At 69.3% G+C, this 19906-nt stretch carries 21 protein-coding genes; 11 read left to right on the forward strand and 10 right to left on the reverse strand.

Translation table 11 applies throughout. The annotated features are described in order from the left end of the window. The 3 genes from CU044_RS28045 to CU044_RS28055 all read right to left on the reverse strand — a co-directional run. Window positions 1-252 (reverse strand): AMP-binding protein (locus CU044_RS28045; RefSeq protein WP_129771560.1); only part of this gene is annotated, 252 nt, incomplete at its 3' end. Window positions 253-309: 57 nt separating this feature from the next. Beyond that, window positions 310-1665: a serine hydrolase domain-containing protein gene (locus tag CU044_RS28050; protein ID WP_240045888.1), complete on the reverse strand. Its 1356-nt coding sequence runs from the start codon at window positions 1663-1665 to the stop codon at window positions 310-312. Between the two features lie 256 nt (window positions 1666-1921). Beyond that, window positions 1922-3079: a DUF5808 domain-containing protein gene (locus CU044_RS28055; protein WP_129771562.1), complete on the reverse strand. Its 1158-nt coding sequence runs from the start codon at window positions 3077-3079 to the stop codon at window positions 1922-1924. A 291-nt stretch (window positions 3080-3370) separates the two neighbouring features. On the opposite strand from CU044_RS28055, the gene CU044_RS28060 reads away from it, so the two are divergent. After that, window positions 3371-4396, forward strand: coding sequence for a winged helix-turn-helix domain-containing protein (locus CU044_RS28060; protein ID WP_129771563.1), 1026 nt, complete (start codon window positions 3371-3373; stop codon window positions 4394-4396). A 107-nt stretch (window positions 4397-4503) separates the two neighbouring features. Here CU044_RS28060 and CU044_RS28070 read toward each other — a convergent pair whose 3' ends face one another. Beyond that, window positions 4504-4908 (reverse strand): GntR family transcriptional regulator, encoded by a 405-nt coding sequence (locus tag CU044_RS28070; RefSeq protein WP_129771564.1) that lies wholly within the window; start codon window positions 4906-4908, stop codon window positions 4504-4506. Window positions 4909-5006: 98 nt separating this feature from the next. Here CU044_RS28070 and CU044_RS28075 point away from each other — a divergent pair, with 98 nt between their 5' ends. The 3 genes from CU044_RS28075 to CU044_RS28085 are packed head-to-tail and all read left to right on the forward strand — an operon-like array spanning window position 5007 to window position 7101. Beyond that, on the forward strand, window positions 5007-5375 hold the full coding sequence (locus CU044_RS28075) for a hypothetical protein (RefSeq protein WP_129771565.1): 369 nt from the start codon (window positions 5007-5009) through the stop codon (window positions 5373-5375). Then, window positions 5375-6307, forward strand: coding sequence for an ABC transporter ATP-binding protein (locus CU044_RS28080; RefSeq protein WP_129771566.1), 933 nt, complete (start codon window positions 5375-5377; stop codon window positions 6305-6307). Before CU044_RS28075 ends, CU044_RS28080 begins: the two co-directional genes overlap by 1 nt. After that, a complete protein-coding gene (locus tag CU044_RS28085; RefSeq protein ID WP_129771567.1) occupies window positions 6304-7101 on the forward strand; it encodes an ABC transporter permease in 798 nt (265 codons plus the stop codon). The genes CU044_RS28080 and CU044_RS28085 overlap by 4 nt, the downstream gene beginning before the upstream one ends. A 163-nt stretch (window positions 7102-7264) precedes the next feature. Here the strand turns inward: CU044_RS28085 and CU044_RS28090 are convergent, their stop codons facing one another. From CU044_RS28090 to CU044_RS28105, 4 genes are all read right to left on the reverse strand, one after another. Further along, window positions 7265-7510 (reverse strand): MbtH family protein, encoded by a 246-nt coding sequence (locus tag CU044_RS28090; RefSeq protein WP_129771568.1) that lies wholly within the window; start codon window positions 7508-7510, stop codon window positions 7265-7267. Between the two features lie 209 nt (window positions 7511-7719). Continuing rightward, entirely contained in the window at window positions 7720-8529 is an 810-nt protein-coding gene (locus tag CU044_RS28095; protein ID WP_129771569.1) for an alpha/beta hydrolase, read from the reverse strand. 30 nt (window positions 8530-8559) lie between these two features. After that, window positions 8560-10047, reverse strand: coding sequence for an aldehyde dehydrogenase family protein (locus CU044_RS28100; protein WP_129771570.1), 1488 nt, complete (start codon window positions 10045-10047; stop codon window positions 8560-8562). 436 nt (window positions 10048-10483) lie between these two features. After that, window positions 10484-10885: a cold shock domain-containing protein gene (locus CU044_RS28105; protein ID WP_129771571.1), complete on the reverse strand. Its 402-nt coding sequence runs from the start codon at window positions 10883-10885 to the stop codon at window positions 10484-10486. Between the two features lie 332 nt (window positions 10886-11217). Here CU044_RS28105 and CU044_RS28110 point away from each other — a divergent pair, with 332 nt between their 5' ends. From CU044_RS28110 to CU044_RS28125, 5 genes are all read left to right on the forward strand, one after another. Next, window positions 11218-12171: a winged helix-turn-helix domain-containing protein gene (locus CU044_RS28110; RefSeq protein ID WP_129771572.1), complete on the forward strand. Its 954-nt coding sequence runs from the start codon at window positions 11218-11220 to the stop codon at window positions 12169-12171. Between the two features lie 201 nt (window positions 12172-12372). After that, a complete protein-coding gene (locus CU044_RS38800) occupies window positions 12373-12549 on the forward strand; it encodes a hypothetical protein (protein WP_165371989.1) in 177 nt (58 codons plus the stop codon). After that, window positions 12546-14951: a TOMM precursor leader peptide-binding protein gene (locus CU044_RS28115; protein WP_129771573.1), complete on the forward strand. Its 2406-nt coding sequence runs from the start codon at window positions 12546-12548 to the stop codon at window positions 14949-14951. Before CU044_RS38800 ends, CU044_RS28115 begins: the two co-directional genes overlap by 4 nt. A gap of 205 nt (window positions 14952-15156) precedes the next feature. Further along, window positions 15157-16338 carry a histidine kinase gene (locus CU044_RS28120; protein ID WP_240045889.1) on the forward strand — a complete coding sequence of 394 codons (1182 nt, stop codon included), beginning with the start codon at window positions 15157-15159 and terminating at the stop codon, window positions 16336-16338. Between the two features lie 35 nt (window positions 16339-16373). Further along, window positions 16374-16985, forward strand: a complete 612-nt coding sequence (locus CU044_RS28125) for a response regulator transcription factor (RefSeq protein WP_129771575.1) — start codon at window positions 16374-16376, stop codon at window positions 16983-16985. An 84-nt stretch (window positions 16986-17069) separates the two neighbouring features. Here the strand turns inward: CU044_RS28125 and CU044_RS28130 are convergent, their stop codons facing one another. Then, window positions 17070-17684 carry an NADH oxidase gene (locus tag CU044_RS28130; protein WP_240045890.1) on the reverse strand — a complete coding sequence of 205 codons (615 nt, stop codon included), beginning with the start codon at window positions 17682-17684 and terminating at the stop codon, window positions 17070-17072. Between the two features lie 189 nt (window positions 17685-17873). Between CU044_RS28130 and CU044_RS28135 the strand changes: the two genes are divergently transcribed. Beyond that, window positions 17874-18281, forward strand: a complete 408-nt coding sequence (locus CU044_RS28135; RefSeq protein WP_129771577.1) for a CoA-binding protein — start codon at window positions 17874-17876, stop codon at window positions 18279-18281. Between the two features lie 31 nt (window positions 18282-18312). Here CU044_RS28135 and CU044_RS28140 read toward each other — a convergent pair whose 3' ends face one another. After that, the gene (locus CU044_RS28140) at window positions 18313-19185 is read right to left on the reverse strand and encodes a 2-dehydropantoate 2-reductase N-terminal domain-containing protein (protein ID WP_129771578.1); all 873 of its coding nucleotides are present in this window, start codon (window positions 19183-19185) and stop codon (window positions 18313-18315) included. 70 nt (window positions 19186-19255) lie between these two features. On the opposite strand from CU044_RS28140, the gene CU044_RS28145 reads away from it, so the two are divergent. Beyond that, a complete protein-coding gene (locus CU044_RS28145; RefSeq protein ID WP_129771579.1) occupies window positions 19256-19885 on the forward strand; it encodes a TetR/AcrR family transcriptional regulator in 630 nt (209 codons plus the stop codon). Window positions 19886-19906 lie beyond the last annotated feature (21 nt).

Consider the following 19906-nt stretch of genomic DNA (forward strand, 5'->3'; position numbering starts at 1 on the left):
CACAGCAAGCATCGCCACCACCACATCCACCGACCGCTCCAACAACAACCCCACCCGCGACTCCACACCCACACCACACCCCACCAACACCCGAGCCAACCGACCAGCCCGCTCATCCAACTCCCCATACGTCAACGACACCTCACCACACACCACAGCCACCGACCCCGGCGACTCCGCCAGCCTGTCCCCGAACACACTCACGATCGATACGTGCTGGACTGACGGCATCGACTGCCCACCCTCGAACATTGTTGTTTTCCCCGTATATCTCGTGAATGTGTCGCCGTGGGCGCCGGGCGCCGGCCTTCAGCCCTGGCGTCGCAGGGCCCGGCCGCCGTACTGGAGGCCGGCGACCGGTCCGCCCGCACGCTCCCTGACGAACCGTCCGATGATCGGCAGGGCGTCGTGGACGCGGTCCCGTGCGACGAAGAGGTCGTCCTCGTGGATCGTGAGCAGGTAGTCCGAGTAGTCCTCGCGTGTGAGGAAGAGTTCGCCCGAGCCGTCGGCGACCACCATCAGCAGCAGATCACCGTTCGTATAGCTGCCGAGATAGTCGGCGAGGTCGCCGACCTGCGGGGCCTCGGGATGCGGCAGGCTGTAGTGACCGAGGTCGAGCCCGTTCGCGCGCAGCTCCCCCACCAGGTCCTCCCACAGCTTGGGCCCCGCCGTGGAGTTGGTGGTCACGGCGAGCGCCGTGCTGCTGCCGGGATGGATACGGAGGTTGCAGGTGGCGCCGCCCACCGCTCCGTCGTGGCCGAACCACGCGTCGTCCCCGCTCCTGTGGCACATCAGGCCCAGGCCCCAGGCGTCCGCGAGGCCGAACGGTTCGGCGTCCGGCACGCTCTCGCGCATCTGGAGGATCGCGTCCTCAGGCAGCAGTTGGCGGTGGGCGAAGGTGTCACGGTCGTCGAGGTGCAGCCGGGCGGCGGTGACCAGGTCCCGGGCGCTCCCGGCGAGGCCGCCGGCCGCCGCCAGGGAGAGCGCCGTCATATGGTCGACCGGCTCGGCTTCGTCGCTGCCCGCGCGTATCGCGTGCCCCTCGGCCCTGGTTCTGACCGGTTGGTCCGCCCCGGGCCTGGGGTCGTGCAGGAACACGGGCTCGATGCCCAGCGGGCGCAGCAGGCAACTGTCCATCGCCGTCCACCAGTCCATGCCGGACACGGCTTCGATGACGGAGCCGAGCAGGCAGTATCCGGTGTTGGAGTACGAGAACGCGAGGCCGGGCGGGAAGAGGTTCGGCTCTTCCCCGCAGACGGTCGCGAAGCGCCGGTACGAGGGGCCGCGCATGTCGGCGTACTCGATGCTGTCCGCCAGACCGGCTGTGTGGCTGAGGAGTTGACGGACCGTGCCGGTTCCGATGAGCGGATTGGTCGTGTTCTTCAGCTCGGGCACGAGTCCGGAGAGCGGTTCGTCGAGGTCGAGGTCGCCGTCGGAGACGAACTGCATGGTGAGACCGGCGGTGAAGAACTTCGTCACGGAGCCGAAGGGGAAGGCGGTGTCGGCTGTCACCGGGTTCTTCGTCCGGACGGATTCGACTCCGACCGTGTGCTCCGTCAGGGCGCCGTCGCGGTAGAGGGCCAACTGCGCGCCCGTAACGCGATGTTCGCGCGCGAGCTCGTCGAATATCTCCGCGACGCGGCCCGGTGATCCGCTCGTACCCACTGAAGACTTCCCCCCGCTGTCCGGTGTCTCATCGTCCCCAGGCTCTCCCTCCGGCCCCGCTTCCGCAATCATCTTCGACGGCAGTGGAAACCCCCTGGTCAGAGGGGTTTTACTCATTCAGTGCCAGCCGAAAGGGCCGCCCCGGACAATCCGGGACGGCCCTCCTCGCCACGTACGTTTCCGAGCTGTCCGAGCCATCCGAGCCCTTCCGGCTCCCCGGCTCCCCTCGGCTCCCCCGGCTCTCTCGGCCCTCCCTCTATCGCACGGTGACGGACACGACCGTCGCTCCCGCCGCGATCGCGAGCACCGCCGCGGAGATGATCAGGAACCGCGGATTGCCGACGTTGACGGTCCAGCCCACGCCCACGCGCCGGGGCACGAGGATGGCGGGATCATCGGCGTTGACGTAGACGACGCCGGCTCCGTACCAGTGGCGGTCGTCGTCACGCGGCACCAGCCCGGTTCCCTCGTCCGAGCCGCCGGAGCCGCCCGTACCGCCCGAGCCGTCCCCGTTCTCCAGTGCCAGCCGGCTGCCCCCCGGGCCCATGCGTACGAGCGGAACGGACACGGCGACGGCCGCGAGCGTCGGTACGCCGATGACCAGCGTCAGCACGGCGCCGGAGCGGCTGTCGCTCCACATCATCCCGGACAGCCCGAGCAGCATGAGGTTGAGCAGCGCGGCGACGCCCAGCAGGCTGCGTGCCGTCACGCTGAGGTAGCGGCGGTGCTGGGCGGCGCTGCTCCGGGGCCGTGAGACATCCAGGTCCGCGCGGGCACGCAGTACGGCGGCGACCGTCCCGATGACCGCGGCGGTCAGCAGGATCTGGGCGAAGACGAGGCTGTACGCGGTCCAGAAGGTGGTCGTGATCTCGCGGTACACGGTCCCGCTCGACGAGCGTTCCGGGAGTGCCAGCATCTCGGGCAGCCGCGGGTAGACGATCGCACCGGCGACGGCGGTCACGACGATCACCACGACCGAGGGGATCGTCCAGGCCCAGGGGAGCCGTACGGGGTCGGTGCGCAGGGAGGTGTCCATGACCACGCCCTGCCGTACGTTCTCGTACCAGTTGCCGCGCTCCTTCGCGCGGGCGAGGGCGCGGTGCGCGCTCAGCCACAGCGTGGCGGCGATGACGCAGAGAACGACCGCCGCCACGCCGCCGACCGCGACGCTGTCCAGTACGGCGCCGATGGCGAGAGCGGCCACGGTGACGATGAGGGTGGCAGGCAGTAACAGGGCGCGGTAGCGGCGGCGTTGTTCGCTCACTTCGGGGGCGTCCGCCTTGTCGGGTGGGACCCGTACGCCGAAGGGAACCGCGTGAGGGTTGAGCAGTGGGCTCGGCGCGGCGTAGAGGGCGGCCCCCAGAGCCAGCAGGATCCCGGAATTGACGAGCAGGCTGACAAGCACGGTGTTCACCTAATCCAATTTCTCGCATCGGCCGCCTGTCTTGCAAGCGCCTTCGGCCAGGACTGAAACCCGCAGGTCGAGCGGGCTTCCCCGGGAATTGTCCCGGAATTATTACCGATCGGTATTCGATGCACGGCCATGTGCCCGTCGTGCATCATGGCCATGTGTCACGGCGCACGACTGACCTGGAGTTCCAGGAAAGCGCGAACGGGGGTTCACTCGGGCATGAGGAGAGGGGAGCGCAGAAATGACGGGCCGGCGGGTCACACACAGAGAATTCATTTCACCTTCAAGGACGTAATGAATTTTCGACTGCGGAGACCTCTCGGGCCCGTCCCCGAGTCGCTTTTCGCGCTGGGGGTTCTCCACCGGAATACCGACGACGCGTTCTCCGAATGGCGCAGAGCCGTCAAGGTCAGACAGGGCCGGCGCCTCCATCAGCTGCTGGGTCTGGCCGAGAGCCTTGCCGCCTCCCCCGGTCTGCTGTCGATCACCCTGTCGGCGTCGGGAAAGGTGAGAGTCGACGTCAGCGGCCTTCCGTCCGGCCAGGCGTCCTCCGCCCCAGCGCCCGCGACCGCGGCGCCCACCGCCCAGGCTCCGTCCGCGCAGCCGCCCTCCGGCCAGGCCTCCTCCACCCATCTTCCGGCCTTTCTCCGCGAGTTCGCGGACGAGGCGATCCAGCCGTACTGGCCCCGGATCCACAGTTTTCTGGAGAGCGAGCGCGAGGCGAGCGGCCGGCTCATGTTCACCGGCGGCATGCACGAGCTGTTCCGGGCCGTGGACGGGAGGATCCACTGGCAGCCGCCCGTCCTGACGATCCCGAGCGACCGGGCGCTGCCCGGCGAGGTGCGGCTGCGAGGTGCCGGCCTGCTGCTGGTGCCCTCGCTCTTCCTGTCCGGCCCTCCGCGTCTCTTCCTCAACGAGGCCGCGCCGGAGCGGGCGCCGATCCTGGTCTACCCGGTACATCCCGACCCCATGATGGCCTCCGCCCTGTGGAACCTCACCCAGCCGAAAGAGTCACTGTCCGCTCTTGTCGGGAGCACGCGCTCCGCGGTGCTCCAAGCGCTCACCGAGAGCCGTACGACGACCGAACTCGCCCAGTATGTGGGGGTGTCCGCCGGTTCGGCGAGCCAGCACGCGAGCGTGCTGCGCAACGCCGGGCTGGTGTCGACGACACGGACGCGCAACTACGCCATCCACACGCTCACACCGCTGGGCGAGGCACTGCTGAAGGGTCCGGCGCTCGGGCCGCCCCCACGCCCCTCCTGTTCCCCCGCGCCCCTGCCGACCCGCCGGAGCCTTCCCGGCCCGCCGGAGCCCACCTGACCGACGGACCCGCTGGACCCACACGCCCCACAGGCCCCACTCGGCCTGCCGGACCCGCCGGACGCGCTGTACCTGACGGTCCCGCCGGACCCGATAGGGCTTCCTCATCACCCGCCACCCCCCTCGCCCTGCTTGGCGAACCCCTCCAGGGTCGTCCGTACGTACGTCAAGATCTCCTCCTCGGGAACGCCTCGCACCATCGCTTCGGCCAGGAGCGTGCGCAGCCGCTGCTCCCAGTCGACCCCCACCCGCAGTTCCGCCGTCGCCCTCCACACGTCCGGGTGGACCACCGCCCCGCTCTTGCGGTTGATGCGGATGATGCCCTCGCGGCGCAGCAGGTCGTATGCCTTGTTCACGGTGTGGAAGTTGATCGCCAGGTCGACGGCGAACTGCCTGGTGGAGGGCAGGGACGCGCCGGGCTCCAGCATGCCGTCGGCGATGGCTTCCACCACCCGGTCCCGGATCTGCTGGTAGATCGGGACCTCACTGTCGAGATCGAGTACTAGATGCACAAGCTCACTCTATCTGATATACAACTACTAGAACAGATGGCCACGGCAGGACCGCAGACCGGATCCCGGAGCGGGTCCCAGAGGGAGGGATGGATCTCATGGCAGAGCTGAAGATTTCCGGCGCGGAGCTGACGGTCGAGTTCAGCCGGCGGGAGCAGACCTGGCTCCACCGCAGCTCACTGACCGTTCCGCTGGCGAGTGTGCGCCAGGTGACCCGGGTCGACCGTCCGCTGAGCGTCGCCCACGGCACCCGCAACGGCCTGGTCGTCTCGGGGTTCGCCAAGATCGGCTTCTGGGGCGTCATGGTCGGGCCGCGGCAGCTCGTGGCCGCCTATCGCGGCAGGCCCGGTCTGCATATCCTGCTCGACCGCACGCCCGACGGTGAGAAGGTCGATGAGCTGGTCCTCTCGCTCGACGACGCGGACCAGCTCGCCGAGCACCTCGGACAGCGTATGGGGAAGAGCTGATGAATCAACCGAACTACCGGATCGAAGTGACCGGCCTGACCAAGCGGTTCGGGCCGGTCACGGCTGTGGACAGTCTCGGCTTCTCCGTGGAGCCGGGCGTCATCACCGGATTCCTCGGCCCCAACGGGGCCGGCAAGACCACGACCATGCGCATGATCCTCGGTCTGGTCACGCCGACCGCGGGCACCGCCACCATCGGCGGCAAGCGGTACGGGGAGCTGCACCGGCCCTCCGAGATCGTCGGGGCGGTCCTCGACGCCTCGGCGTTCCATCCCAATCACTCGGCACGCGACCATCTGCGGATCTACCACACCATGGGCGGCCACCCGGCGGGCCGTGTCGAGGAGTTACTCGACCGGCTCGGCCTCGCGCACGCCGCGCACCGCAAGACCCGCACCTTCTCCACCGGCATGAAGCAGCGGCTCAGCCTCGCGACCGCGCTGCTGGGCGATCCCCAGGTGCTGCTGCTCGACGAGCCGAGCAACGGCCTCGATCCCGAGGGCATCGCGTGGCTGCGCCGCTTCCTGCGTGAACTCGCCGACGAGGGCCGCACCGTACTGGTGTCGAGCCATGTGCTCAGCGAGGTCCAGCAGATCGTGGACGACATCGTGATGATCCGGCGCGGCAAGCTGGTCGCGGCCGGCCCGCTGCGGGAGATGGAGCGGTTCAGGCCCTCGACCGTACTGGTCCGCTCCCCCGATGCCGAGGCGCTCAGGAAGCTGCTGCTGCGGGGCACGTCGGACGGGGTGGCCGCGCAGAGCGTCGAGACGGGGCACGACGGCGCACTGCGGGTGCATGGGCTCGCGACCGCGCAGATCGCCGATCTGGCGTCTGCCGCGGGACTTCGGGTGCATGAGCTGCTCACCGAGGACACGAGCCTGGAGCAGTTGTTCTTCGAACTGACCGCAGACCGCGAGGGGGAGGCCCGATGAACGCGTTGATCAAGGCGGAGTTCCGCCGGCTGCTGGCCACGCGCCTGTGGCTGTGGGCGCTGCTGACCGCCGTCGTCCTGGGCGGTGGCATGGTCGGACTGCTGACCGCCGTCGGACCGGAGAATTTCTCGCCGCCCATGCCGGGGCTGGAGACGAAGGACGGCGTCCTGTCCGTCTTCGGGATGCTGGGCTTCACGGTCTTCGTCCCCGCCGCGCTGGGCACCCTGGCCATGACGTCGGAGTACCGGCACCGTACGGCCACCTTCACCTTCCTCTTCGCCCCGCAGCGCTGGCAGGTGCTCACCGCCAAGCTGGTCACCTTCGGAGTGGCCGGTCTGGTGTACGGGCTGGTGCAGACCGGCAGCGCGGGCGTGGGGTTCTTCGGGGCGCTCGCCGCCCGCGGGGTCACTCCCGGGCTGGGTACCGGCACGGTGATCGAGCTGCTGCTCAGACTGGCGCTGACGATGGCGGTCTACACCCTGCTCGGGGTGGCGATGGGAGCGCTGATCCGCAATCAGATCGTGGCTCTCGCCGTGGTGATCGGCTATCTCTACATGGGTGAGCTGATCCTGATGATGATCCCCGGGGTCAATCTGCTCTACCCGCTGCTGCCCGGTGGCGCGACGGCGTCGCTCACCAGCTTCACCTATCTCGCTGATGTTCTGGCGGACGAACTGTCCACGAGTCCGGTGTCGTTGCTGTCACCGGTGGGCGGCGGACTGCTGCTGGCGGGTTACGCTCTCGTCGCGGCGGCCGTGGCCGTACTGGTACCCATGCGACGGGACGTGGTCTGACGGCCGGACCGCGGGTACGGACGATTGCCGGTCTCCCTTCCCCCGGCGATCGCCTGTACACGCAAAGGGCGGGTGCCCCGGACCGCATTCCGGGGCACCCGCGTTGCTCCTGCTCCACTTGTGTGGCCGATGGTGGCCGGGCGCGGCTGTGGCGCCCGACGGGTCAGGCGGGGACGCCGGCCTTTCCGGCCGGTACCGTCTCGCCCTCCATCTCCCGTATGAGGCTGGCGGGCCGCATGTCCGTCCAGTTCTTCTCCACGTAGTCGAGGCAGGCCTGCCGGCCGTCCTCGCCGAAGACGACCGTCCAGCCGTCCGGGACGTTCGCGAAGGTGGGCCACAGCGAGTGCTGGTTCTCGTGATTGACCAGTACGTAGAAGGAGCCGTTGTCGTTGTCGAACGGGTTCTCCATGAGTTTTCCCTTCCCCAAGTCCGGGTTCCGGACTTCCCCCGGCCCCCCGCGGCATGATCTCCCAGCCGCTTCAGCCGGTTCAACTGTTTTGCCTGGGCCCAAAGGGTCCCGGCCGGAACCTGATATTCGATGTGTGCCAATTGGCGGATGGACGGTGCGTGAGTGGTGCGTGGACGGTGCGGTGTCGCGATGTGCCTGACCTCGGCGGATCAGCCGTTCCGCGCGAAGAATTCGAGCAGTGCGGCGTTGACTCCGTCGGGGCGTTCCAGATAGCCGTAGTGACCGGCATCACGGATCTCCGTATAACGGGATCCCGGTATCGCGTCGGCTACTTCACGGCTGAAGTGCGGGGGCAGTATCAGGTCGTCCGAGAAACCGATGACGAGGCAGGGCCTGTCGATTCCCCGGTAGGCGGCGAGCCGGTTGGTGGTGATGTCGATATCGAGCTGGGCACGGTACCCCGGCAGCTGCGACACGGGCGCGAGTTCGAAGATGTCCAGCCAGTCCTGGACCTCCTTGTCCTCGCTCAGGGTCGCGGGCGACAGGTTCTGGAGGGCGCGGAGGGTGGCCCCGTACAGCGGTGTCATCGTGCCACCGTTGTCGTGGAACTCCCGTTCCGCCCGCGCGTGCGCCCGGCGCATGAAGTCCGTGCGCCCCCGTGTCGCCATCAGTACGAGCTGACTGACCAACTCCGGTCGGGCCAGGCAGAGTTCCTGAGCGACATGGGCGCCCAGGGAGGTGCCCACGAGCCGGCAGGGTCCGAGGCCGAGCCGCTCGATGAGCCCCGCCGTGTCGGCGACCAGGTCCTCGATGGTGAAGCCCTCGGCGCAGGCGTCGGTCGGCGGGATGCCCCGGTTGTTGAAGGTGATCACCCGGTAGCCGGCCGCTGTGAGGGCGGGCACCTGGTGGAGGTGCCAGGAACGGCCGCCCGCACCCGAGCCCATCACCATCACCACCGGTTCCCCCTGGCCGGTGTCCTCGAAGCTGAGGTTGATTCCGTTGATGCGGCTGATCGCCACGTACGCTCTCCGTTCTGCCGTGGTTCCGGATCAGGCGTCGGCCACCGACAGGGCGGCCCGTGCCCCTGGGACTCGCGCGTCCGCGTCCCGCGCACCCACCTCACGGGCGTCCGTGTCACGCGCATCCGTGTCACGCGCGCCCTCCCAGTACGCGCCGAAGAGCGCCGCCTCGTCGGGGACGCGTGCGGGGATGGGCCTGGAGACGGTGGTGTGGTTGAGGAAGTGCCGCCAGGTGACGTTGCCCGCGACGCTCGATCCTCCCCAACTCCCGCTGGAGAGCGTGGTGGTGAAAGGTACGCCGCTGGCCAGGCTGCCGGTGTTGGTCATGGTCGACTGGTTCACCACGACACGGCAGTGTGAGACGGCCTCGGCCAGCCGCATGACCCGGTCCGCCCTGGCCGTGTGCACGGCGCAGCTGTGCCCGAGGCCGCAGCGCTCCGAGATGTTCTGCACCAGCCGTACGGCCTCGTCGAAATCGGTGTAGACGGAGACGGTCAGCAGGGGGGACAGTTTCTCCCGCAGCACCGCGGAATCCTGCCAGGGGTCGGCGCAGCGGACGACGAGGACGGTCACCTTCTCCGAGGCGTCGAGGGTGACCCCGGCGGCCCGTGCGATGTCCGCGGCCGGGCGGCCGATCATCTCGCGGTTGAGTGTGCTGCCGTCCGGCCACAGCAGCCGGACGACCCGGACGGCCTCCTCCTCGGTGCAGAGATGGGCGCCGGCGCGTGCCAGTGTCTCCTCGAACGCGGCGGCGATGGAGTGGTGCACGAGCACATTGCTCTCGGACGAGCAGGAGGTGCCGTGGTTGAACCCGGCCCCGTGCTGGATCTTGCCGACGGCGTCCTCGAGGTCCGCGGTCTCGTCCACGATCACGGTCGGGTTGCCGACTCCGGCGCCGATCGCCGGCGTACCACTGCGGTAGGCGCGCCGTACCGTTCCCGCACCGCCTATGGCGACGACGGAGTCGGCGGCGGCCATGAGCTGTTCGCCGGGCTCACGGCCGGTCACGGGCAGGCACTGCATCAGGTCGGGAGGCGCCCCGATCTCCGCGAGCGCGGCGCGCATGACGTCCAGGGTGGCGAGTGCGCTGCGGTGCGCGCGCGGATTGGGGCTGAAGACCGCCGCGTTCCGGGTCTTCAGCATCGGCAGCGCGTTGCAGATGATGCCGGGGGCCGGAGCCGTCGCGGGGCTGGCGACGGCGATCACCCCGAGCGGTTTCGCGATCTTGACAAGCCCCAGATCCGGCTGTTCCTCGACGACACCGACGGTCCGCGCCCCGTGCAGATCGTTGAGGATCCCCAGCACGCGTCTGCGTTGCAGGGTGTACAGGTCTTCGATGTCCCCGAGTCCGGTCTCCTCGTGGCTGAGGCGGGCGAGTCCGCGTGCGGTCTCCTCCCGGTAGCAGTGCCAGCCGACGGCCATGACGGCCCTGTCGGTGTCGGCCTGCGACCATGACGCCACTTCCGCAACCGCCGCTCGGGCTCGGCGTACGGCTTCCTCCACGGATTCGCTGATCACAGCTACTCCCCTACGGCGGTCGCTGAGGCGCGGCCCCTGGAGCACAGTGACGCGCCTTCATCCCGGCAGGTCGTCCAGCAACTCCCGACCTCCCGCAGAGAACTTCACGTTCCTGCCCGGACAACGTAACCACAGAGAAACCGGAGCGGCCACAGTTTCTGTTGACGGCAAATGCCCTGTATTCACGGGCCCGGCGGGACTCCCACCGGACTGTTCATTTTGGGCTCGGCCAAAACTCCCTATGCGGAAGTCAATTCTGTGCGATGCGGAATTCCGCGGAATTCCGGTCCCCGGGGCGGCTGAGCGGAAGAAGCACCGGCCCGCCGGCCGAGGGGGGCGGCCGACGCACCGGTCGACCGACGCACCGGTCGGCCGCACGGGGGCGGCCGACGCTCACCCGTCGGTGAGGACCGGTGCGCGTCGGCCGCCCCGACGGTCAGTGACCGATCCACCCGTGCGTACGGGCCAGTTCGATGATCCGTGCGCGGATCCGCTTGATCTGATCAGCCGTCAGAGTGCCGTCGGCGTCGAGGAGTACGTCGGTCAGCTCGCTCCGGAACCCGGCGGCGCCCGACCGGCCCTCCGCCTCTCCGCCGTCCGCTCCCAGCTGCTCCGGCCTGCGGCCCGAGGGCTGATGGATCAGGCGGATCTCCGACGCCTTCGGGCCCTTCTCGCCCATCTCGACGAAGAACTCGACGTCCCTGCCCGCCTGGTAGAGGTACTTCTCGTCCAGCAGATCGTTCGCGTGCATGAACACGTCCTCACCCCCCTCGTCCGGGTTGATGAATCCGTACCCACGCGTCTCGTCGAACCGCTGGATCTTCCCCGTCTTCAACACAACCGCACCTCCACGACCGCCACAACCAACCATGATTCAGCCCGATCAGGATGCTACGTCGCACGCCGCGGCGCCACCCCTGAAGAATTCATGATCCGGGCAGTGAATCGACCATGACGGTTCAAGGACGCGGACACTGTCTGCACAGCTCAGGCCGTGGCACCGTCGGCGGTGAGTCCCGGTTCCTCCCCCTTGGTGCACGCCATACCGGTGTGACCTCCGGAGGACCGGGCCAGCGATCCGCGCCCGCCGTGCCCACCGCGCACCGGCGAGCGTATTGTCGGCCGCACTGCCGACGCCACGGATTCACCACTTGCTTACGGGGGCGTTACATGCAAAGGATCCATTTCACCGCGGCAGATCTTGCCCGAACCCGGCTGCAGAGCACACTCGGACCTGTCGCCGAGGGGGTCTTCGCGCTCGGTGTGCTCACTCAGTCCCGCAACGCCGACTACGCGCGATGGCGAGGCGACGTACTGGGCCGGCTCCGCGAGACCTCCTCCCTCAACAGACCGCTCGTCCCGCTGCTCCGGGCCCTCAAGGCGCCGGACGACCTGCTGTTCCTGCTCGACTCCTCGCCGGACGCGGACACCTCGGCGCTCGCCGCGCTCTCCCTGACGCGCACGGACGCGACCCGGCTGGCCGTGGACATGTGGCGGGCCGGTGTCGCGCCGTACTGGGACAGCATCCTGGAGCGGCTCGACAGTGAGTGCGACGCGCACGGACGTATCGCCATGACAGGCGGCGTCGAGCAGTTACTCGCCACGCTGCACCCCCGGATCGTGTGGAATCCGCCGGTGCTGGAGATACACGACGGGCTGGAGCTGGACGTCCATCTCAGGGGCCAGGGCCTGCTGCTCAACCCGTCGGCGTTCCTGCCCGGCCTGGTCGGCCGCGTCATCGCCTCCGAACGGGACAGCGACCAGCCCGCGTTGGTCTTCTCCGTACCGCCCGATGTCGCGGGTCTGTTCGCGATCCCGGACGACCCGGAGATCACCGGCGGACAGGCGCTCAGCGCACTCGTCGGGCAGACGCGCGCCGCCGCCCTGCGCGCGCTGACCAACACCTGCACCACCAGCCAGCTCGCCGCACGGCTCGGCGTCTCCCCCGGCAGCGCGAGCCAGCACGCCTCGGTGCTCAGGGAGTCCGGGCTGATCACCACCCGACGGGTACGGAACTGCGCCCTCCATTCGGTGACACCGCTCGGAATGGCGCTCCTGGGCGGCCGGCTGCGGAAATCCCCTTCCACGGGCCGTCTGGGTACGCGCCGGGCCTCCGTGAACTGAGCCGCCGCTCCGGAAGAACGTAGGGTCGATCCGTATTTCATCTCCATATGCTTTGGCTGTCGGTAAACAACCCCGCACCGAACGTGAGAACTTCATATGCTGGCAGTGAATGCGGGACTGTTTACCCGTCACATCGCTGTGCGCAGAATCAATCCCGCATGCCGCACGACAACTGACAGCAATGAAAGGGGAACAATCGCCATGAGCAACGCCATCACCTCCCTCCTCGGTTCCGAAGGACCGGCGGCCGGGGGGCGTCATCTCGTCATCGAGGACCTCGACTCGATGCCCGAGCAGGGCGTCGCGCTGCTGAGTATCTGCATCAACGCCTCTCCCGTCGCCCCGGCGTTCCACGGGCACGAGCAGCACCAGGGATGACAGAGGCGGGGGGGAACGGCTGGTGGCCGTCGGCCGGCGACGGCGCGCGGCTCGGCTTCAAGAGCCATCTGCGCGCGACGATGGTCCCGGGAGAGGCGGCCTATCTGGTGTCCCAGCGCGGTGTCACCGCGCTGTACGGGGATCACAGCGAAGTGCTGGTACCACTGCTCGACGGCAGCCGCAGCCCTGACGAGGTACTGCGTGACGCGGCTCCCGCGCTGACCGCCGAGGAGGCCGCCGCCTCGCTGCGGGCCCTCGACGCGGCGGGACTGCTGCGGCTGCGCCCGGCCACGGCGGAGGGCGCGGCGGCGGTGCCGGACCCGGCGGCGGCGCACGGCTCGGCGGTGGCGCGGGACTCGGCAGCGGTACGGGACCGGGCCGCACCGGAAAACCCCACCGCACCCCCCCGCACCGATCCGGCCGCCGAGGCCTACTGGGATCTGGCCGGGCTGGACGGCGCACGTACGCTGGACACGCTCGCCCGGACGTCGGTACGCCCGGTGGCCCTCACCGACATCGATCTGCGGCAGGTCGGCGCCGCCTGCCGCGCCTCGGGACTGACGCTCGCGCCTCCGGACACGGACGCGGACCTCTCGCTCGTCCTGTGCGACGACTATCTCTCCCCCCGGCTGCGCGAGGTCGATGCCGGGCATCGCGCGGCCGGGACGCCCTGGCTGCTGGTGGGAGTGGGCTCTGCGGCTCCCTGGATCGGGCCGGTCTTCCGTCCCGGCCAGGGCCCGTGCTGGCACTGTCTGGCGACCCGGCTGCGTGGTCACCGCTCCTCCGAACGCCCCCTCCAGCGCGCCCTGGGCCTGGAGGGACCGCCTCAGCGTCCGCACGCCACACTGGCGGCGGGCAGGGCCATCGCCGTACAGCTCGCCGTGCTGGAGGCCGCCAAGTGGCTGGCGGGCGTACGGACGGCCTCCCACGGCTCCGTGAACACACTGGACACACTGGGGCTGCACACCACGGCCCATCCCGTGGTGCGGCTGCCGCAGTGCGCGGCCTGCGGGGATCCAGAGCTGGTGGCCCGGCGGGTCACCGCTCCGTTCACGCCGGTGTCGCGGCCCAAGGCCGTACAGGACCTCAACGGCCACCGGGCTCTGACACCCGGTCAGATGATGAAGCGCTACGGGTCGTTGGTGGATCCCGTGACCGGCATCATCAAGGAGATCCGGCGCGCGCCGGGGAGCCCGGAGTTCGTCAACGCCTTTCTCTCCGGCCAGAATCTGGCCATGCGCAGTGGGACGCTGGCGGGGCTGCGGGCCGGGCTGCGCTCCCTCAGCGGGGGCAAAGGGCTGACGGACGCGGAGGCCCGTACGAGCGCGCTGGGTGAGGCGGTGGAGCGCTACAGCGGGACCCGGCAGGGCGACGAGCCGGTCGTCCACGACTCCCTGCGCGCCCTGGGCGAGGCGGCGATCCACCCCAACTCCTGCCAGTTGTTCGACGAGCGGCAGTTCCGGGACAGGGAGCGGTGGAACGCGGGCGGCAACCGGCTGTACCACGTACCACCGCGCTTCGACGTGCGCCGCCCCACCGACTGGACCCCGGTGTGGTCGCTGACCGGACGGACCCAACGCCTGCTGCCGACCTCCATGCTGTACTTCGGCGAGGAGGAGTCACCGGACGGCCTGAGCGCCGACTCCAACGGCAACGCGGCCGGCAGCAGCCCCGAGGACGCCCTGATCCAGGGGTTCCTGGAACTGGTGGAGCGGGACGCCGTGGCGCTGTGGTGGTACAACCGGACCCGTCAGCCCGGTGTCGATCTCGACGCGTTCGGCGAGCCCTACATCGAGCGGCTGCGCGAGGGCTACCGTACGGTGCGCCGCGAGGTGTGGGCGCTGGACGTGACCTCGGACCTCGGCATTCCGGTGATCGCGGCCCTGTCCCGGCGTACGGACAAGCCCGCCGAGGACATCGTCTTCGGCTTCGGCGCGCACTTCGACCCGCGACTGGCGCTGCGCCGGGCCCTGACGGAGATGGGCCAACTGCTGCCCCTCGTCAGCGAGGTGACGGCCGAGGGCGACGGCTACCGCATCACCGATCCCGAGCCGCAGGACTGGTGGCGTCACTCCACGGCCGCCAACCGCCCGTATCTGCGGGCGGATCGGGGCGTACCGGCCCGGGGGCCGCGCGACTGGGCCTACGTCCCGACCGACGATCTGCGGGAAGACGTCACCGCCATCACGGAGTTGACGCGCTCGCACGGGATGGAACTGCTCGTACTCGACCAGAGCCGACCCGATCTGGAACTCCCTGTTGTGAAGGTGATCGTCCCGGGGCTGCGGCACTTCTGGCCCCGGTACGCGCCCGGCCGCCTGTTCAACACACCGGTGGAGCTGGGGAGATGCGCCGAACCCACGCCATACGGCCGACTGAACCCCATACCACTATTCGTATGACCTCTACTAGCGGACGCGTAAAGTCCGAGTAACGGAACGACGATTTCGTCCCGGCACCGCCCGATCTCAGCACATCCTTCACGACGATCACTTAGGCTCTTCACGTAGTACGGAGGTTCGACGGGGAAGGCTGCGAAGACACACCATCATGCGAAGTCGCGATGACGGATCCACTGAGAAAGTCCGGCCGGGGGAGAAGGACGAGGTGACGCGCGGCCCCACGACGCCACCGGATCTACCGGCTCCTCAACTGGCCCGCGTCATCCTGACGATCGCTCTTCTCGGCTATCTGAGCGTCACCATCATCAATCTCATGGGAGTGGACCACAGTACGTTCTCTCTCACCGCCTCCCTCACGGGCATGCTGCTCATTTTCCTGTTGCAGCTGAGACACTCCAGTCCCGCGGCCCGACGGGCGCCCACCTGGCAGAAGTCGCTCACACTCGGCACCCAGGCGCTGCTCACCTATCTGCCGATCGCGGCCTTCCACTCACAGTGGGGGGCGATGGCCGGTTTCCTCGCGGGATCCCTGCTGCTCCTGCTGCCCGGCCGACGGGCGTGGTTCGCCTACGGCGCCGTGGGGATCAGCATGGTCATCCCCCCGGTCGTGGACCGTCTCCCACTGCGCGAGGCGTTCTATCTGTGCCAGTCGACGCTGCTGACCGGACTGGTCGTGTACGGGCTCTCCCGGATGGCCGAGCTGGTACGGGCGCTGCACGACACCAGAATCGAACTGACCCGGATGGCGGTCACCCAGGAACGCCTGCGTTTCGCACGGGACTTGCACGATCTGCTCGGCTACAGCCTCTCCGCGATCACCCTGAAGAGCGAGCTGATCCACCGGCTGGTCCCGACGCATCCGCGCCGCGCCATGGACGAGATCAGTGAAGTCCTGGCGATCTCACGGCAGTCGCTCGCCGATGTGCGTACGGTCGCCAGCGGGCTGCGGGGGCTCTCGCTGGAACAGGAGCTGGGTTCGGCGCAGTCCCTGCTCGCCGCCGCCGATGTGCGCGTGCGGGCCACCATCCGGCTCGGGAAGATCAGCCAGCAGGTCGACACCGTGCTCGCCGCCGTGCTGCGGGAGGCGATCACCAATCTGCTGCGGCACTCACGCGCGGGTGTCTGTGACATCGAGGCCGTTCAAGAAGGCGGGTGGGTACGGCTGTCCGTGCTCAACGACGGGGTCGACCCGGCGTACCGCGACTCCTCACCGCACAGCGGCAGCGGTCTGGGAAACCTGGAGACACGGCTCCGGGCCGTGTCGGGCCGCCTCTCCGTCGCACGCGGCGCCGACGGCACCTTCCAGCTGATGGCCGAGGCGCCCGCCCATCTGATCAGAGGAGTGCCCGATGTGGACGACGTCTACGCCCAGGACTCCGCGGCCTGAGCGGCCCCACTGGATCCGAGGAGGAGACCCCACGCATGGCGATCCGCATTCTGCTGGCCGAAGACATGAACATGGTCCGCGGAGCGCTGGTGGCTCTGCTGAACCTGGAGAGCGACCTCAAGGTCGTCTGTGAACTGGAGCGCGGCGACCACATCCTGCCTGCCGCGCTGGAACACCGCCCCGATATCGCGATCATCGACATCGATCTGCCGGGGATCGACGGACTGACGGCGGCCGCCCGGCTGCGGGAGTCACTGCCCGAGTGCCGGACACTGATCCTCACCAGCCTGGGCCGGCCGGGAACGCTCCGGCGCGCACTGTCGGCGCATGTCTCCGGCTATCTGCTCAAGGACGCGCCGCCCCAGGAACTGGCCACGGCGGTACGGCGGGTGGTCGCCGGTCACCGGGTGATCGACGCACAGCTCGCGCTCTCGGCGTGGGACGGCGCCGAGTCGCCGCTGACCGAGCGGGAGACGGAGGTGCTGCGGATGGCGGCGGAGGGGTCGGAGGCCAATGAGATCGCCCGGGATCTGCATCTGTCACCCGGGACCGTGCGGAACTATCTGACGACGATCGTGGCCAAGCTCAACGCGCGCAACCGCGTGGACGCGATCAGGATCGCTCAGGAGGCGGACTGGCTGCTGTGAGAGCGTGCCGCTGTGAAAGCGGCACGCCCCCGCGCCGCCGCCCATCGCGCCGCCCATCGCGGCGCCCACTCGCCGCCCCCGCGCTCAGGCGAGGTGGCCGTCGAAGTCATCCACCGGTATGGCCATACCGGCCGCGGCCAGATACTCGATGATTCCCCGGGTCACCGCCCTCGGCAGCGGCAGCGCGTCCGACGCCTGGTCCGGGGTGATGGGCCAGGCCAGCATTCCGGCCACCCACGCCGCCTCGGGGCGGTGCAGCAGCACCCGGTGCGGCGAGCCGACCGACTCCAGCGCGAACCCCGCCGCTTCCAGGGTGAACGACACCCCGCGCGGCATCCGGACGGGGCACTTCGGCGGCAGCGATACGGGGGTGAAGGGAGCGGGCCGGGCGACGGGGAAGACCGAGAGCAGCGGCCCCTTCAGATCGTCCAGACCGAGCGTACGGACCACCAGGTGGGAGAGCCGCTTCAGCACCGGCAGCAGGACCAGATAGGTATGGGCCCGGGGCACGACACTCCCCGGCCGGGGTTCGAGATTCGCGAGGAGCACGGGCCCGAGCTGCATCCGGCGCAGCGCCTCGTGGACGACCGGGTGCGCGTCTCCGATGCGCTCGGTCCCCCACCGCCCGGTCAGGACGAGCGTCTGGCCACCGGCCTCCGTGGCGACGGCGACATCCTCGCTCAGCGACCAGAGGTTCACTGTCCGATGCTCATCCGCCGTTCCCATGCTGCCCCTCGATTTGAAACGGCCAGGTACCGATCAGTATGTGGGGGCCGGCGAGGCCGGGGGGAGCGAGGATGTCACGAATCCGATGTGGAGATTTCACGCGGGGGGCGCGAGAGCGGCGCCTTGCGGAATGACCAGGCGCGGCGGTCCGTTGTCCAGGTCATGTACGCAGACACGGAGACGATCCGGAAGATCCTCACGCGGAGCGGCGACACCTGGGCCGTGGTCGGGCTGTCCGACAACCGGTCCCGCGCGGCCTACGGCGTCGCGGCGGTGCTCCAGCGCTTCGGCAAACGCGTCGTGCCGGTCCACCCGAAGGCCGAGCGGGTCCACGGCGAGCAGGGCTACGCCTCGCTGGCGGACATCCCGTTCCCGGTCGATGTCGTGGACGTCTTCGTCAACAGCGACCTGGCGGGCGCGGTAGCGGACGAGGCGGCGGCGATCGGGGCGAAGGCGGTCTGGTTCCAGCTCGGGGTGATCGACGAACAGGCATACGACCGCACCCGCGCGGCCGGCCTCGACATGGTCATGGACCGATGCCCGGCGATCGAGATCCCGCTGCTCGGCTGATTCCCGGGACGCGAGAACACAAAAAGCCGGCTCAGCGGGCTCCCACAGGGGCACGGAGCTGTTCGGCCAGCCGCTCGAGTTCGGCCGCCGTGGCAGGCGAGGGGTCGTTGAGTCCGCTGTGCACGGCCGTCGGGCTCTTCAGGAAGCGCCGGAGCACGGCCACAAGGAACCCTTGCGGCAGAGCCCGCAACGCGGTGAACGCGCGGGGTACCGGTGGTGTCCCCATCGCGGCGAGGTTCTGCCGCATGAGGTGGAGCATGCCGCGGACCGCGTCCGGGGCGTCGGCCAGCGCCACCGGGCCGCCCGCCGCGTATACCGCCTGACCGAGCGGGACCTCGAACGCGGCGTGCGTCCTGAGCCAGGCACCCATCCGCGGCTCGGCCTTGGCGTTGATCCCGGCGGTACGGAACGTCTCCACGATCCGTACGAGTCGCTGGGTGGTACGGCCGTCGGGCTCACCGATCGGCATCGCGACCCGGCGGGTGATGAGATTGGTCTTGCGGTAGCGGACCACGTCACCGTCCATCGTGCCGCCAGTCGCGGGGAAGCCGAGCAGCACCCGCTCGTGGCCGATCACCGCACCCAGCGTCTCCGGGCCGGCTGCCCAGTTGAGCAGGAACAGCACGTCACCCTGGACGCCGGCGAGTGATTCAAGCACCGCATCCACCTGGTGGGTGCGGACGAAGACGGTGATCAGGTCGTACGCGCCGTCCGGGTGCTCGATCACCGGTACCGGCACCCGCCTGACAGCTGAGTTGTCTTCCTCGGCGAGCTGCACTCCCTGCCGGCGCAGGGCGGTCAGGCGCTCGCCCCGGGCGAGGAGCGAGACGTCGTGGCCGGCCTCGTGCATGCGGGCGGCGAACAGGCTGCCGCAAACTCCGGCGCCGTACACGAGCAGTTTCATGACAGCTCTCTTTCACACGTTCGTTTGAATCATACGTTCGTTTCATTGAAACATATGTAGAGTCCCTCGTGTGGCGACCCCAGACACCCGCACCCAGATCCTCGACGCGGCCGAGCACCTCTTCGCCGAGCACGGATACCGCGGCACCTCGGTCCGCGCGATTACCAAACTCGCCGGAGCGAACCTGGCCGCCGTCGGCTACCACTTCGGCTCGAAGGCGGAGCTGATGGCCGCGGTCGCCCGCCGCGTGAGCGAGCCCGTCAACGCTGCCCAGTGCGCCGGGCTCGACACATTGCTCGCCCGGACCCCCGACCCGTCGGTCGGCGAACTGGTGGAGGCATTCGCGGGGCCGCTGTTCGACGAGATGCCGGCCGGCGACGAGGGCGGCGCCCGGACGTCCCGGCTGATCGTGACGATCCTCAGCGACCCGGCCGAGGAGGCACGCAGCTGGACCGGCCCGGCCGAGGACTCGGTCCGCGAGCGCTACCTCGCGGCCTTCGCGCGCGTACTGCCCGGCCTTTCCCCGGAGGAGCTGTGGTTCCGGATGCGGGGGATCCTTGCCGTGACGGTCGTCGACCGCCTTGAGGCCCACCAGCAGCCCTCCCCTGGCTGCGCGTCCCCGGTAGCGGGCGAGGCGGCCCGGCGATGGGCGATCACGTTCCTGACGGCGGCGGTGAGTGCGCCACCGACCCGAATCTGACGACCCAATACAGACGACCGC

The sequence above is a fragment of the Streptomyces sp. L-9-10 genome, assembly GCF_004151105.1.
In the GTDB taxonomy this organism is placed as follows: Bacteria; Actinomycetota; Actinomycetes; order Streptomycetales; family Streptomycetaceae; genus Streptomyces.

Bases quoted from the DNA above. Each gene is read 5' to 3' on its own strand.
- CU044_RS28110 (WP_129771572.1), top strand. From the start codon at position 11,218: ATGCAAAGGATCCATTTCACCGCGGCAGATCTTGCCCGAACCCGGCTG.
- CU044_RS28135 (WP_129771577.1), top strand. From the start codon at position 17,874: ATGTACGCAGACACGGAGACGATCCGGAAGATCCTCACGCGGAGCGGC.
- CU044_RS28140 (WP_129771578.1), bottom strand. From the start codon at position 19,185: ATGAAACTGCTCGTGTACGGCGCCGGAGTTTGCGGCAGCCTGTTCGCC.
- CU044_RS28115 (WP_129771573.1), top strand. From the start codon at position 12,546: ATGACAGAGGCGGGGGGGAACGGCTGGTGGCCGTCGGCCGGCGACGGC.
- CU044_RS38800 (WP_165371989.1), top strand. From the start codon at position 12,373: ATGAGCAACGCCATCACCTCCCTCCTCGGTTCCGAAGGACCGGCGGCC.
- CU044_RS28075 (WP_129771565.1), top strand. From the start codon at position 5,007: ATGGCAGAGCTGAAGATTTCCGGCGCGGAGCTGACGGTCGAGTTCAGC.
- CU044_RS28080 (WP_129771566.1), top strand. From the start codon at position 5,375: ATGAATCAACCGAACTACCGGATCGAAGTGACCGGCCTGACCAAGCGG.
- CU044_RS28060 (WP_129771563.1), top strand. From the start codon at position 3,371: ATGAATTTTCGACTGCGGAGACCTCTCGGGCCCGTCCCCGAGTCGCTT.
- CU044_RS28085 (WP_129771567.1), top strand. From the start codon at position 6,304: ATGAACGCGTTGATCAAGGCGGAGTTCCGCCGGCTGCTGGCCACGCGC.
- CU044_RS28125 (WP_129771575.1), top strand. From the start codon at position 16,374: ATGGCGATCCGCATTCTGCTGGCCGAAGACATGAACATGGTCCGCGGA.
- CU044_RS28090 (WP_129771568.1), bottom strand. From the start codon at position 7,510: ATGGAGAACCCGTTCGACAACGACAACGGCTCCTTCTACGTACTGGTC.